The 13,207-nt window shown below is 67.1% G+C and carries 14 protein-coding genes; 10 read left to right on the top strand and 4 right to left on the bottom strand.

Annotated elements, in window-relative coordinates; translation table 11 throughout:
* Window positions 1-95: 95 nt before the first annotated feature.
* Entirely contained in the window at window positions 96-602 is a 507-nt protein-coding gene (locus tag ABZ910_RS34340; protein WP_361373001.1) for an FCD domain-containing protein, read from the top strand.
* Window positions 603-652: 50 nt separating this feature from the next.
* Here ABZ910_RS34340 and ABZ910_RS34335 read toward each other — a convergent pair whose 3' ends face one another.
* From ABZ910_RS34335 to ABZ910_RS34325, 3 genes are all read right to left on the bottom strand, one after another.
* On the bottom strand, window positions 653-1,066 hold the full coding sequence (locus ABZ910_RS34335; RefSeq protein WP_361372999.1) for a MarR family transcriptional regulator: 414 nt from the start codon (window positions 1,064-1,066) through the stop codon (window positions 653-655).
* Between the two features lie 257 nt (window positions 1,067-1,323).
* A complete protein-coding gene (locus ABZ910_RS34330) occupies window positions 1,324-1,827 on the bottom strand; it encodes a MarR family winged helix-turn-helix transcriptional regulator (protein ID WP_361372998.1) in 504 nt (167 codons plus the stop codon).
* 207 nt (window positions 1,828-2,034) lie between these two features.
* Entirely contained in the window at window positions 2,035-2,679 is a 645-nt protein-coding gene (locus tag ABZ910_RS34325; RefSeq protein ID WP_361372997.1) for an isochorismatase family protein, read from the bottom strand.
* 692 nt (window positions 2,680-3,371) lie between these two features.
* On the opposite strand from ABZ910_RS34325, the gene ABZ910_RS34320 reads away from it, so the two are divergent.
* The 8 genes from ABZ910_RS34320 to ABZ910_RS34285 all read left to right on the top strand — a co-directional run bounded on the left by ABZ910_RS34320 (window position 3,372) and on the right by ABZ910_RS34285 (window position 10,621).
* The gene (locus ABZ910_RS34320) at window positions 3,372-4,292 is read left to right on the top strand and encodes a VOC family protein (protein ID WP_361372996.1); all 921 of its coding nucleotides are present in this window, start codon (window positions 3,372-3,374) and stop codon (window positions 4,290-4,292) included.
* Window positions 4,293-4,351: 59 nt separating this feature from the next.
* Window positions 4,352-6,097, top strand: a complete 1,746-nt coding sequence (locus ABZ910_RS34315; protein WP_361372995.1) for an FAD-dependent monooxygenase — start codon at window positions 4,352-4,354, stop codon at window positions 6,095-6,097.
* 24 nt (window positions 6,098-6,121) lie between these two features.
* On the top strand, window positions 6,122-6,625 hold the full coding sequence (locus ABZ910_RS34310) for a DoxX family membrane protein (protein ID WP_361372993.1): 504 nt from the start codon (window positions 6,122-6,124) through the stop codon (window positions 6,623-6,625).
* A gap of 42 nt (window positions 6,626-6,667) precedes the next feature.
* Window positions 6,668-7,384, top strand: a complete 717-nt coding sequence (locus ABZ910_RS34305) for an SDR family oxidoreductase (RefSeq protein WP_361372991.1) — start codon at window positions 6,668-6,670, stop codon at window positions 7,382-7,384.
* Between the two features lie 75 nt (window positions 7,385-7,459).
* A complete protein-coding gene (locus ABZ910_RS34300) occupies window positions 7,460-7,894 on the top strand; it encodes a nuclear transport factor 2 family protein (RefSeq protein ID WP_361372989.1) in 435 nt (144 codons plus the stop codon).
* A 110-nt stretch (window positions 7,895-8,004) separates the two neighbouring features.
* Window positions 8,005-8,844 carry a fumarylacetoacetate hydrolase family protein gene (locus tag ABZ910_RS34295; RefSeq protein WP_361373007.1) on the top strand — a complete coding sequence of 280 codons (840 nt, stop codon included), beginning with the start codon at window positions 8,005-8,007 and terminating at the stop codon, window positions 8,842-8,844.
* A 359-nt stretch (window positions 8,845-9,203) separates the two neighbouring features.
* Entirely contained in the window at window positions 9,204-9,986 is a 783-nt protein-coding gene (locus ABZ910_RS34290; protein ID WP_361372987.1) for a CoA transferase subunit A, read from the top strand.
* Complete coding sequence (locus ABZ910_RS34285; protein ID WP_361372985.1) at window positions 9,986-10,621, top strand: CoA transferase subunit B; 636 nt, start codon at window positions 9,986-9,988, stop codon at window positions 10,619-10,621. The genes ABZ910_RS34290 and ABZ910_RS34285 overlap by 1 nt, the downstream gene beginning before the upstream one ends.
* Window positions 10,622-10,714: 93 nt before the next feature.
* Here ABZ910_RS34285 and ABZ910_RS34280 read toward each other — a convergent pair whose 3' ends face one another.
* Window positions 10,715-11,620: a LysR family transcriptional regulator gene (locus ABZ910_RS34280; RefSeq protein ID WP_361372983.1), complete on the bottom strand. Its 906-nt coding sequence runs from the start codon at window positions 11,618-11,620 to the stop codon at window positions 10,715-10,717.
* A gap of 133 nt (window positions 11,621-11,753) precedes the next feature.
* Between ABZ910_RS34280 and ABZ910_RS34275 the strand changes: the two genes are divergently transcribed.
* A complete protein-coding gene (locus tag ABZ910_RS34275) occupies window positions 11,754-13,124 on the top strand; it encodes an MFS transporter (RefSeq protein ID WP_361372981.1) in 1,371 nt (456 codons plus the stop codon).
* Window positions 13,125-13,207 lie beyond the last annotated feature (83 nt).

Here is a 13,207-nt window from a genome sequence, read left to right as displayed (position 1 = left end):
CGGGAGACCAGCGTGCCCAACACCGTTCGGGGCACACGACCGAGCACGAGTCCTGGCAGCAGGACTCACTCCCGCTCAGTCTCTAGGAACGGTTCATGGTGACGCCGCTCTCTCGAGATGCCTTGAGCGAGCTCACCGACGCCCGCATCGAGCTCGAGGCTCTGGTCCTACGGCGCTCGGTGGTCGAGGGAGACCTCGCCTGGGAATCCAGGCTTGTGGCGGTCCATCACACACTGGAACGCACCCCGTACACCGCCGAAGGCGACGACAGTCGTGTCGATGACGACTGGGCCGCTGCCCATGGCGCCTTCCACGAGGCACTTCTGGACGGCTGCGCCAATCGGAGGCTGCTACAGATAGCCCTTGGGCTGCGGGATGAGGCCGAGGTCTACCGCCGGTGGTCACAGCCGCTCGGTGGCGAGCCGGGTCGAGACCTGGCCGACGAGCACCGTCGTCTTCTTGATGCCGCACTCGCCCGGGACCCCGAAGCGGCGGCAGCGGCTCTGTGCGCCCACGTGCGGCACACCACCGAACTTCTGCTGTCGGCTGCCGACCGGCTGGAGCGCGATCAGTCGCTGCCGTCACCCGCCGTTTCGTCGTGATGCCGGCGGCTCCGGGGGGCTATGGGTGCCAAGCCGGATCGGGTGTGACGTTACTGGGTGGTTTCGCAGCTCTCCGGGTGGTTTCTCGTGTGCAGCTGGTCGAGGATCTCGCGCAGCGACTCCAGTTGGGGCTCGGACAGCCGATCTCCGAACTCTCGTTCCACCACTTCGGCGTTTGTGCGGACGGCGCTGCGAAGCAGTTTCCGGCCGGCGTCGGTCAGCTGGATCGCCGCGCCGCGCATGTCCTCGTCCACCGGTGAGCGGGTGATAAGCCCACGGTCCGCCAGCCTGTCGCACAGACGGCTGATCGCGCTCTGGCTCAGGACGACACGGTCCTTCAGCTCACGGAGCCGGGTGCCACTGAGGGGAATATTCACCAGCGTGTCGAACTCGCTGATCGAGAGCTTGTGGCGTTCTGCGAGCTCGCGCTCGATCTTGCGGAGTACCGTGGTGTGCACCTCCATCAGCGACCTCCACAGGCCGACTTTGAACCCTCTGGTGCCGGGTGCTGCTCCGCTCCGCGGCATTCCGCCCGCCTCCCTGTGTGCGTCACATTATTGTGTGCGTATACATCATTCTTGCATGGTGTAAGGGGTAGGCGGACACGCGGCCCGTGAGCCGATTCAGCAGGCGCATCGCGGAGAGCCTCACTACCCGCCACCGCGGCCGGTCCTCGGTTGCCGAAGCGAGGTCGCTCGATGGGGGCCACGCCACAGCAGCTTCAGGCGGTCCCCGTGGCCTCGCCCTGTACGTCGGCGGCTGCCGTGAATCGGTCGGTCAGATGCCCCATCAGTGCCTCGCTGATTTCCCGCAACTGATTCAGCTGGACGGGAGTAAGCCTTCCGAGAACGTGGGAGCGTACGCACTCGACCTGGCAGGCGACTGCGGACTGGAGCGCGAGCATGCCGGCACCGGTCATCTTTGCGAGGTGGATGCGCTGGTTCATCGGACTCCTCGTGCGTTCCAGCCAGCCGAAGGCCTCCATGCGGCTCACCAGGTGGGACAGCCGGCTGTACGACACTCCCATCCGGTGCGCCAGGTGGCTCATCGCCATCTGTCTGTCAGGCGTTTCGGACAGCCAGGCGAGGATCTCGTAGTGGATCTGGCGCATGCCGGTCCGGTGTCGAAGCTCCTGCCCCAACCGGTCCGCGAGCAGGCGAGCTGCGCTGCTGAAGGCACGCACGGTCTGCTGTCCGTCCAGGTGAGTGCTTCCGGTTCCATCCATCGCCGACTCCTCGAGTGTGCAGCCTGCCAAGGCTTCAACAAGCGCTCTGTCGTGACGTCTTGTGTCAAGGTCCTTCGAAGAGACCTTGCTTGGGGAGGGTGCTGAAGCGCCGAGGGGCCCCTCGGCGCTTCAGCGTGATGCGTGGTTGTTCGATTTCGCCGTGGCCGCCGGGGTGTGGTCGGCCGCCACAGCGAAACCGGTGGGTGGTCAGCCCTTGCTGGCGGCGGTGTGGCTGGCCACGACCGCTCCGTAGAAGGGCATGGCGAGCGTGCTGAAGATCTCGGCGGTGCCGGGGCCGCCGGGGTTCTTCCAGTCGCGCAGCAGCTCGGAGAGGACGCCGACTGTGGAGTTGAGGGTGATGTCGGCCTCCTGCAGGCGGATCAGGGAAGTCTCCCGGGCCAGCACATTGGTGGTGCCGGAGGCGTCCGGGATGGCGTGCACGTTGTAGCCGCGAGCCTTGGCCGACAGGGAGGCGAACATCAGGCACACGTCGGTGATCACGCCGGCGACGACGAGGTTGGGCCGGTTCATCGCCCGGACCGCCTCTTCGAAGGCGGGGTCGTCGAAGGCGTCGACCTCGCCGTTGCGGTCGATCACCGGTGCGCTGTCCGGCAGCTCGGCGATCAGCTCGGGCAGCAGCGGGCCGTTGGGGCCCTGAGGGGCGGAGGTGGTGGCCACGATCGGCAGGCCGAAGACCTTCGCCGCCCGGGCGAGGGCCTGGGCGTTGCGCCGGACCTCGTTCTGGTCGTGGTCCTGTACGCCCAGGATCAGACCGCTCTGGTGGTCCACCAGCAGGATGCCGGTGTTCTCCGGCGTCAGCCGGCTGTTGGGGTAGCTGTTCTCGATGCTCATGTTCGTCTTCCTGTGGATGTGTGATTCCCGGAGGACCGCCCTGTGGCTTTGTGTGCCTGGGCTTTCTCCCTTGGCTTGCGTACCATGTTGTTGGTTGCGCAAGCAATAAAGCAGAGGCGAAGAGCTATCTATTCCGCAGTAGGTGAATCGTTCGGATGATCGCCCTGAATCGGTGTCTCGGTGCACAGCCCCGGTGGGGCTGTGGCCTGGCATTCGATTCGTCTCTGTTCTTGCGATCGGCGGCTGTGACGTCAGTGCGACGTGTGCGCGCAGTCGCCGGGTGGCCAGACCTGGCTCGGCCGGATACGGGCCGACCGGCGGGATGGCGACTCGGTCTCGCTGGTGGGCGCCGGGTGGCGCTCCCGTCGTCAGGGTTGCCCAGGGCCGCACGCTACTCCGGCACGAACATCAAGGCAACTTTCGAAAGTTCATTGACTAGTCGAATGTGGTGCCGTACACATGTGGCACCGAGATGAACGCCCGATGCGGGCGGGTCACGGGCGGAGTAGCTGGTGTGGTGCGCTTCGCCCGTGTGATCGGACGACGTTTCGGAAGGAGGATCGTCCCCGGTCCAGTGCTGGGTGACGAGCCCCTCAGCCATGAGCGGATCTGCGCATCTGTGAGATGCCTACCGGGTGGCCGAATACGAGCTTTTGGGACTACTTCAGCATCCATTTAAGGAGTGTGGAACGATGCCGCTCCACCGGCTCAACTCTCTCGTCATCGGAGTGCCCAATGTCGACGAGACGGTCGCCTACTACAGAGACTTCGGTCTGACTCAGGACGACAAGGGCTGGTTCACCACGCGCGACGGTGGACAGCAACTGAGGATCGTGCACGCCCCGACGCGACGCCTGATCGAGGTGAACATCGGTGCTGACGATCAGGACGATCTCGAGCGGATCACGCGTCGACTCGCAAAATTGGACCTCAGGGTCCGACGTGAGGACGGCGCGTTGGTGACGGAGGAGCCCATAGCAGGGTTCCGTGCCGTGGTGCGGATCGCGGACCGCATCCAGCAGGCCGAGGAACCGCCGACCCCCTACAACGGGCCCGGCCGCATCGAACGCACCGACGGCCGAGCACCGGGACTCCTGCGGGAACACCCCGTCCGCCCCCGCAAGCTCGGTCATGTCGTCGTGGGGTCGGTCGATCACGAGGCCACTCAGCGGTTCTTCACCGACGGGCTCGGGTTCAAGGTCAGTGACTCCATCAAGGGCCACGGCGCGTTCATGCGCTGCTCCACCGACCACCACAACGTCCTGGTCGTCGATGCCCCGGTGAACTTCCTGCACCACACCTCATGGCAGGTCGAGGACGTCGACGAGGTCGGGCGAGGGGCCTTCGCGATGCTGGAGGACCACCCGGAGCGCCATGTGTGGGGGCTGGGGCGTCATCACGCGGGGTCGAACTTCTTCTGGTACCTGAAGGACCCGGCCGGCAACTTCTCCGAGTACTACTCCGACATGGACTGCATCGTCGACGACCAACTGTGGACGCCCGAGGACCTTGAGGGTGCCCTGGGGCTGTTCAACTGGGGCCCGCCGCCGCCCCCGTCGTTTCTCCACCCCGATGACCTCGCCGCACTCATGACCGGCGCGCACAAGGCCTGAAGACCGGCTTCGTCATCCCAACCCCTGAGCCATTGCCCGACAGAGAGGCAGACTCATTCATGCCCGTTGTTGAGACCGATGTACTCGTCGTCGGGGCCGGGCCCGCGGGCCTGACCGCCTCCGCGCTCCTCGCGCGCTCCGAGGTCGACGCGATCACCGTCACCAAATACCCCGCCACGGCGCACACACCCCGTGCGCACATCACCAACCAGCGTGCGATGGAAGTCTATCGCGACCTGGGCATCGAAGATCGCGTCCGTGCGGTGGCCATGCCGGGTGAGTCGATGGGCGACAACGTGTGGGCCACGAGCTTCGCCGGACAGGAGCTCGCCCGGATGAAGGCGTGGGGCACCCGCGCCGACCGCAAGGCCGACTACGAGGCGGCCAGCCCGTGCGAGATGCACAACGTGGGGCAGCACCTGCTGGAGCCGATCCTCCTCGACGTGGCACTGCAGTACGGGGCGGAGATGCGCTTCTCCACGGAGCTGATCGACATCACCCAGGACGAGAACGCGGTGTACGGCACCGTGTGTGACCGGAACACGGGTGAGACGTACACCATCAAGGCGAAGTACGCGATCGGCACGGACGGCGGCCGGAGCACTGTCGCCGAGCGGCTCGACTTCCCGCTGGAGGGAGAGACCGGACTGGGCCACGCGGTGAATGTGTGGCTGGAGGCCGACCTCACCGAGTACCGGGCGCACCGGCCGGGGACGTTGTTCTTCACCATCCAGCCGGGGAAGGACTTCTGGCTCGGCTCCGGCACCTACATCTGCGTCAAGCCCTGGACCGAGTGGGTCCTGATCGTCGTCCACGACCCCTCGGTGGAGCAGATCGACCTCAGTGAAGAGGCCATGCTCGCCCGGGTACGCGCGACCATCGGGGATCCTTCCGTCGAGGTGCGGATCAAGGACATCAGCCAGTGGCAGATGAACCATGTGATCGCCACCGAGTACCGCAAGGGGCGCGTGTTCCTCGCCGGCGACGCCGCTCATCGTCACCCTCCGGCCAACGGGCTCGGCAGCAACACATCGGTCCAGGACTCCTACAACCTGGCGTGGAAGATCGCCCTGGCGGTCAAGGGCAAGGCCGGGGAGAAACTGCTGGACAGCTATCACGCCGAGCGCCGTCCGGTCGGCAGGCAGGTGATCGACCGAGCGTTGAAGAGTGTCGGTCTCGTCGCCCAGATCCCCTCCATTCTCGGTGTTCGCTCGGGCCAGACCGATGACGAGGGCAGTGCCGCACTCGCCGAGTTCTTCAGCCCGAGCGAGGAAGGCAGGAAGCGGCGTCGGCAGCTCGAGGCGGTGCTGAAGGAGAACGACTACCACTTCAACGCTCACGGTGTGGAGCTCGGGCAGCGCTACGACTCGGATGCCGTCGTCTCCGACGGCACCGCCGAACCCTCGTACACCCGTGACCCGGAGTTGTACTACCACCCGACCACTTTCCCCGGCGCCTGTCTGCCGCACGCCTGGCTCGAACACGACGGTCGGCGGATTTCCTCCCTCGACCTGGTCGGTGACGACCGCTTCGCCCTGATCACAGGCATCGGTGGCGAGGCGTGGCTGCAGGCCGCCGAAAAGGTCTCAGCTGAGCTGGGCGTCCAGATAGCCGGTCGGCCCGTGGGATACCGGCTGAAGTACGCCGACGTGTACGGCGACTGGCGTCGGCTCAGGGAAGTGGACGACCGGGGCTGCCTGCTCGTACGCCCGGACAGGCACGTCGCCTGGCGGTCGCTGGACCTGGTCGGCGACCCCGTACAGACCCTGCGGCAGGTCATGCAGCAGGTGCTCGCTCTCACGTGACCATTCCGAAGGGGAATCATCATCATGGACATCGGCCTTCTCTTGCTGCGCTTGCTCCTCAGTGGGCTTCTCTTCGGCCACGGCGCACAGAAAATGTTCGGGTGGTACGGAGGCTTCGGCCCGAAGGGCACCGCCACGGTCTTCGAGCCGTGGGGGTTCCGGCCCGGTAAGCCCTTGGTCGTTCTGGCCGCCTTCTGTGAAATGACCGCCGCTGCTCTGATGGCTCTCGGACTGCTGTCCGCCCTGGGGGCGGCGATGGGCCTGGGAACGATGGCGGTCGCGGCCTCGGTGAATGTGTCCAAGGGGATCTGGGCCCAGGCCGGCGGCTACGAACTCGCTCTCGTCTACGGCGTCCTCGCCGCGGCGCTCGGTTTCACGGGCCCGGGGCAATGGTCACTGGACCATGTGCTCGGACTGGAGGGTCTGACCGGTGCCCGCCCGGGTGGGGCAGCCGTCGCTCTCGGTCTCGTCACCGCTCTGTGCCTGATCGGCTATGCCGCGCGGAACCGCCGGCGCCGACCCGCGTGACACCGGAACTCCATCTCTGACGACAGAAAAGAGGGATCAATCATGGTACGTGCAGGACGTCATGTCGTCGTCATCGGCGGCACCAAGGGACTGGGATTCGAGGTGGCCAAGGCCTGTGTCCGGCAAGGGGCGCGCGTCACCATCACGGGGAGGGACGAAGCGTACGCGAAGGCGCGCGCCAGTGAGCTCGGGGAGCTGGCTACCGGCGCCGAGTGCGAGTTGACCGACTGGGACTCGCTTGAGCGACTGTTCGAAAACATGGATGTTGTGGACCACCTGGTCCTCACGGCCCTGGACCGTGACTTCAACACCATCAAGGACTTCCGCCCGGACGACTGCGCCCGTACGTCTCTGATGAAGACCGTCGGTTACGCCACGGCCGTGCACAAGGCGCTGCCGAAATTCTCCGACGACGCGTCGGTCGTGATGTTCAGCGGTCTGTCCATGTGGCGACCGGTTCCGGGCTCGACGACGATTTCCATGGCCAACGCGGGGATCATCGGGCTGGTCAACTCCCTCGCGGTGGAGATCCCGCCGGTGCGCGTAAACGCGATCACCCCGGGAGTCGTCACCGGGACCGCCGCGGTGGACGGAGCGGACCAGGTCCGCAGCGACTGGTTCGAAGCGATGCGCCAGCGCACACCGGCGAAGCGCCTGCCGACCGCGGAGGACATCACCGCCTCGGTGATGCTCCTGCTGGACTGCCCCGGCATCAACGGCGCGAACCTCGTCGTCGACGCGGGCATGCACCTTGCCTGACTCCGCTTCTTCCTCCCCGCGCTCCCCGTTTCGGTGGGGGCTCCGGGTTCCTTCTGCCGGAAAGGACAACCTGCGATGACCGACACCACCGCCAACGAGGACCGCAAGGCCGTTGCCGAGGCCTACTTCAAGCGGATGGACGCTGGACGCGAGTTCGCCGACCTGTTCGCTGAGGACGCCTACGTCTGCTTCCCCAAGCACGCGCCCGCCCGCGGCATCGAAGAGGTTCGGCGGCTCTTCGGGGACATCTTCGTGCTGTTCCAGTCAGTGGTCCACGAGGTGGCCTACTTCAACTACGTGACTCAAGGCGACTATGTGGTCGTCGAGGGCACGACGCACGGCGTGCTGGCCGACGGCACCGCCTGGCGAGCCACGGAGGGACTCGGCGGGCGGTTCTGCAACGTCTTCGAGATCCGCGGCGGCAAGATCCAGCGACTCCACATCTACCTGGATCCGGACTACGGCGACGCCGACACCGCGCGCTACCCCTGGCTCACCGCCACCTCGTGATCGCGAGTCGAGAACTTTCGAAAGTTGCTTGACTTATCGAATCTGTCCTCTTAAGACTTTATGTGTCCTTCGGTGGCGATACCGAAGACGACCGTCAGGGAGCGTGTGGGATGCGTATTGCGAATGTGGCCGGTCGGCTGGTGCTGCTGACCACAGAGGGCTGGACGGATGTGGAGCGGGCCAGTGGCGGGCTGTTCTCGTCCGATCCGCAGGAGATCTTCGAGCGATGGGATCAGTTCCGTCATTGGGCGGCCCAGGCGCCGCCGGCAGGTGATGTGGTGCTGAGGGAGTCCGACGTGCGGTCACCGGTTCCGCGGCCGCGTCAGATCCTGGCGATCGGGCTGAACTACCGGGATCACGCGAACGAGTCCGGGTTCTCTGTGCCGGAACACCCTCCGGTGTTCACGAAGTTCGTCTCGTCGATCACCGGACCGTACGGGGAGGTCGCTCTGCCTGAAGGCAGCGTGGACTGGGAGGTGGAGCTGGTCGCGGTCATCGGACGGCGCGCCTGGCAGGTGAGCGAGGAGCAGGCCTGGGGCCACGTCGCGGGACTGACGGTGGGGCAGGACATATCCGAACGGGACATTCAACTCTCCGGGCCCGTACCGCAGTTCAGTCTTGGCAAGTCGTACCCGGGTTTCGCCCCGATGGGCCCGTATCTGGTCACTCCGGACGAGTTCGACGATCCCCACGACCTCGAACTGGGCTGTTCGATCAACGGCGAAGAGGTGCAGAAGGGCCGTACCTCGGATCTGATTTTCTCTGTCCCCCAGCTGATCGCCCGCCTGTCCGCCGTACTGCCGCTGCTACCGGGAGATGTGATCTTCACGGGGACGCCGGCCGGTGTGGGGATGGGGCGCTCGCCGCAGCGCTTCCTCGCCCCCGGTGAGGAACTGACCAGCTATGTCGAAGGCATCGGGGAACTGCGGCACCGCCTGGTGCGGGCCTGACCCGGAGGGACGGCGTGGGACCGCACCGCCTGAGCCGGCGGCCGCACCCTCTTCACCGAAAGCCGCTCCCATGACCCGTGCGTACGCGCGCCTGCTCCGCGACCGCACCGGTTGCCGGGCATGTGCCGAACCACCGATGTGATGAGACCCCGGGGGCGCGGTTACCTGTTCTGCCCTGACACCGAGCCGCGCCCCCGGTTTTGTTCCTGGGGCCGGAGCCGCCCGTCCGCCAGCGTGAACGGCGGCTCGTCTTCCCGGCCTCCGATGACGCGTCGTATGTCAGCGGCGCCTTGACCGCCTTCGGCGCACCGCGCGAGTGGGTGCCTTGGGGGCCGTAATGCCATGAAGGGAAACCACCCGTGGACAAAGTCTGGGAGACGGCCGCCGACGCCGTCCGGGAGATCGGCGACGGAGCGTCACTCGCCGTCGGCGGCTTCGGCCTCAGCGGCATACCTGATGTCCTGATACAGGCGCTCTACGAGCAAGGCGCCACGTCCTTGAGCGTCGTGTCCAACAACTGCGGCGTGGACGGCAGGGGGCTGGGCATCCTGCTCGCAGCCGGCCGGATCGCACGCGTCACGGGTTCGTACGTCGGCGAGAACAAGGAGTTCGCCCGGCAGTACCTGGGCGGCGAACTCGAAGTCGAGCTCGTACCGCAAGGAACGCTCGCCGAACGGCTGCGGGCCGGCGGCTGCGGTATCCCGGCCTTCTTCACCCCGGCCGGCGTGGGCACGCAGGTCGCCGACGGCGGACTTCCGTGGCGTTACGCCTCGGACGGATCCGTCGCCCTCGCCTCCCCACCCAAGGAGGTCCGCGACTTCGACGGTCGTCCGTATGCGATGGAGCACGGCATCACCACCGACTTCGCACTCGTACGGGCCGCGACGGGAGACCGGCACGGCAATCTCGTCTTCCACCGCTCTGCCCGGAACTTCAACCCGCTCGCCGCGATGGCCGGTCGCGTCACGCTCGCCGAAGTCGAAGAACTCGTCGAGCCGGGCGCCTTGGACCCGGACGAGATCCACCTCCCCGGAGTCTTCGTCCAGCGGGTCGTACCGCTGACGCCGGAACAGGCCGCGGACAAGCAGATCGAACGGCGCACTGTCTCCGCGCCTCCGGCACGAGGGACGGTGCGACGCTGATGGCTTGGAACAGGGACGAGATGGCCGCCCGGGCGGCGGCCGAGCTGGTGGACGGCTCCTATGTGAACCTCGGGATCGGCTTGCCGACGCTGGTGCCGAACTTCCTCCCGGCCGGGGTGGACGTGGTGCTGCAGTCCGAGAACGGGATCCTCGGCGTGGGCCCTTACCCCTCCGAGGACGAGGTCGACCCCGACCTGATCAACGCGGGGAAGGAGACGGTCACCGTCCGGCCGGGCGCGTCCTTCTTCGACTCCTCGCTGTCCTTCGGCATGATCCGCGGCGGCCACATCGACGCCGCCGTCCTTGGTGCCATGCAGGTCTCCGCCCGGGGTGACCTGGCCAACTGGATGATCCCCGGCAAGATGGTGAAGGGCATGGGCGGCGCGATGGACCTCGTGCACGGCGCCCGCCGCGTCATCGTGCTCATGGAGCACACCGCCAAGGACGGCTCGCCGAAGATCGTCCCCGAGTGCGGCCTGCCGCTGACCGGTAAGGCCTGCGTCCACCGCATCATCACCGACCTCGGCGTCCTGGACGTCACGGGCGACGGGCTCGTCCTCGTCGAGACGGCCCCCGGCGTCACGGCCGACCAGATCGCAGAGCGTACGGCCGCACCCCTGCGCATCGACGCCTGACGGCCGCTACCCACTGACGGCTCACCGGTCCGGATTCCCGGACAGCCCGGACCGGTGAGCCCATCACGTGCTCTCACCTGGTCACACCCGGTGTCACCGATGGTCTCCCAGCGCCGCACGCCGGACCGCTTCGGGACCGAACTCCAGGAAGCGACGGGCGGCGGGGCTGTGCGGGCCGCCCGTCGGGACCACGAGGTCGATGTCCCGCAAGAGGGGGGTTCCCCCCATGGGCACGACCGCCACGTCGGGGTGGTGGTGCTCGACCGCGCTCTCCGGCACCACGGCGACACCGAGGCCGTGCTGCACCATGTCGAGGACGAGGCTGATGTCGTTCGCCTCGCAGACACTCCGTCGCTGTACGTCCTCCGACGCGAAGGCGCGGTCGACGAGGGGCCTGATGCCCCACTCCGGGTGGAAGTCGAGGAAGCGCTCGTCGGCGAGCTCCCGGATGGTCACCGCGTCGCGGTTCGCGAAGGGATGGCCGCTGGGGCAGGCCAGGACGAGCCGTTCCGTCAGCAGATGGGTGAGTGCCAGCCCGGGGGGTGGCTGCTGGGGCAGGGAAACGAAGGCCAAGTCCAGCTCACAGCGGCGGACTTGCTCGACCAGCCGCTGCGATCCCGATTGATGCAGTCGTACCTCCACGCCCGGATGCGCCTGGTGGAAAGCCTGGATCCAGCTGGACAGCCCGATCGACTGCATCCATTGCATCGTTCCGATCAGCAGCGTTCCGGTGAGGAGGTGGCTCAGGTCCTCCACCGCCGCTCGCGCGGCCTCGGCTGCGGAGAGCGTCCGCCGCGCGTGGCCCAGAAAAGCCCTGCCCGCCGTGGTGAGCTCGATCGGCTGAGTCGAACGGCGGAAGAGCTCCGCTCCCAACTCCCGCTCCAGTGACCGGATCGAACTGGACAGTCCGGACTGAACGATGTGCAGCCGCTGTGCCGCCCTGGTGAAGTTCCGTTCCTCGGCCACGGTGACGAAGTGGATGAGATGGCGCAGTTCCACGGCGCGTTGCCCTCCTCGCCTCGGCGACTCCATCTCTGTTGGAGATGGAACCATTCTCCATCATCTGTTGGACGGATGTGAGGCCAGGGGGTGACCGTGGTCAGGACGTTTACGACATGTGAGGTGACGTCCAATGCGAAGCACAGTTGAGCCTTCGACACCGTCCGGTCAGTCTTCGACACCGTCCAGCCGGGAGTCCGCCGTCGCGAGTGCCGGAACCCATCCCCAGCGCAGGCACCGAGGCGGACGAGGGCATCTGACCCGCGCTGGTCTGGGAATCCTTCCCCCTGGCCGACACCGAGGTGGCCAGGGGCATCTGATCGACCATGGAGCGGGTTTCTGGGTCACCGCGTACGCCTTCCTCGTCGCCATGGCCTTTACGACCGTCCCGACCCCGCTCTATCCGATCTACCAACAACGCGACGGCTTCTCCATGGCGACCATCACCGTCATCTTCGCTTCCTACGCCGTCGGTGTCATGGTCAGTCTCTACGTGGCCGGCCATGCCTCGGACTGGCTCGGACGCAGACGGATCCTGGTGCCGGCCCTGCTGCTGGCGGCCGCTTCGGCAGCCGTCTTCCTGGTGTGGCAGAGCCTCACCGGTCTACTCGTCGGGCGGGTTCTGTCGGGCCTGGCGGTCGGTGTGACGACCTCGACGGCCACCGCCCACCTGGCGGAGCTGCATGCCCGGGCGCGGCCCGGTGCCCCCCGTCGGCGGGCGGAGGTCGTCGCGGGTGTCGCCAACCTGGGCGGTCTGGGACTCGGCACCTTGATCTCCGGGCTGCTCGCGGAGTACGCGCCCTCCCCGTTGCGCCTGCCGTATCTGCTGTTCGCCGTCCTGCTCGTGATCGGTGCGGTCGGGATGAGCCTGGTGGCCGAGACGGTCGACCCGCCGGAGGAGGCACCGCGCTACCGGGTGCAGAAGATCTCCGTTCCGCGTGAGGCCCGCGCCGTATTCGGCGGCGCCTGCCTGCTGGGGCTGTTCGCGTTCGCGGTCCTCGGGCTGTTCACGTCGCTGGCTCCCAGCTTCCTGGTGCAGCAGATCGGCACCGACTCGCATGTCGTGGCCGGTCTGACGGTGTTCGCCCTCTTCGGCGCCGCCGCGGGTGGGCAGGTTGCCGTCGGTTCGCTCGGCACCCGGCGAACCGTGGCGGTTTCGACGGTGCTGCTGCCGCTCGGCATGGCCGTCTCCAGCCTCGGGGTCGCCCTGGCCGACCTCGGCATGTTCACCGTCGGCGGCGTGATCGTGGGAATCGGCACGGGGCTGGCGTTCAAGAGCGCCCTGTCGACCGTGGCCGGACTCGTCGACGCCGGCTCGCGGGGAGAGGTGCTCGCGGGCCTGTTCCTGTCGTCCTACGTCGGGCTCGCGGTCCCCGCGATCGGGCTCGGCGTCCTCACGCAGCACATGTCGGCCACGGGCGCCTTCCTGCTCTTCGCCGGGGTTCTTTCGGTGGGCGCGGTCGCCTCCGGAGCCGTGATGCGGCTGCGGATCCCGACCCCATGAGCCGTTTGAGCCATCTCGCCTCTGTCATGGCACGGGCCTCCGCCGATGAGAAGCGAGCGAGGTCACACGCTGCATGGGGGAGA

This window comes from Streptomyces sp. NPDC046805 (assembly GCF_040645355.1).
Lineage (GTDB): Bacteria > Actinomycetota > Actinomycetes > Streptomycetales > Streptomycetaceae > Streptomyces.
The sequence above is the reverse complement of the archived record's forward strand: the minus strand, read 5'-3'. Positions and strand labels throughout refer to the sequence as shown.

Coding starts and splice junctions, on each gene's coding strand:
- ABZ910_RS34340 (WP_361373001.1), top strand. CDS start 96: ATGGTGACGCCGCTCTCTCGAGATGCCTTGAGCGAGCTCACCGACGCC.
- ABZ910_RS34335 (WP_361372999.1), bottom strand. CDS start 1,066: ATGGAGGTGCACACCACGGTACTCCGCAAGATCGAGCGCGAGCTCGCA.
- ABZ910_RS34330 (WP_361372998.1), bottom strand. CDS start 1,827: ATGGATGGAACCGGAAGCACTCACCTGGACGGACAGCAGACCGTGCGT.
- ABZ910_RS34325 (WP_361372997.1), bottom strand. CDS start 2,679: ATGAGCATCGAGAACAGCTACCCCAACAGCCGGCTGACGCCGGAGAAC.
- ABZ910_RS34320 (WP_361372996.1), top strand. CDS start 3,372: ATGCCGCTCCACCGGCTCAACTCTCTCGTCATCGGAGTGCCCAATGTC.
- ABZ910_RS34315 (WP_361372995.1), top strand. CDS start 4,352: ATGCCCGTTGTTGAGACCGATGTACTCGTCGTCGGGGCCGGGCCCGCG.
- ABZ910_RS34310 (WP_361372993.1), top strand. CDS start 6,122: ATGGACATCGGCCTTCTCTTGCTGCGCTTGCTCCTCAGTGGGCTTCTC.
- ABZ910_RS34305 (WP_361372991.1), top strand. CDS start 6,668: ATGGTACGTGCAGGACGTCATGTCGTCGTCATCGGCGGCACCAAGGGA.
- ABZ910_RS34300 (WP_361372989.1), top strand. CDS start 7,460: ATGACCGACACCACCGCCAACGAGGACCGCAAGGCCGTTGCCGAGGCC.
- ABZ910_RS34295 (WP_361373007.1), top strand. CDS start 8,005: ATGCGTATTGCGAATGTGGCCGGTCGGCTGGTGCTGCTGACCACAGAG.
- ABZ910_RS34285 (WP_361372985.1), top strand. CDS start 9,986: ATGGCTTGGAACAGGGACGAGATGGCCGCCCGGGCGGCGGCCGAGCTG.
- ABZ910_RS34275 (WP_361372981.1), top strand. CDS start 11,754: ATGCGAAGCACAGTTGAGCCTTCGACACCGTCCGGTCAGTCTTCGACA.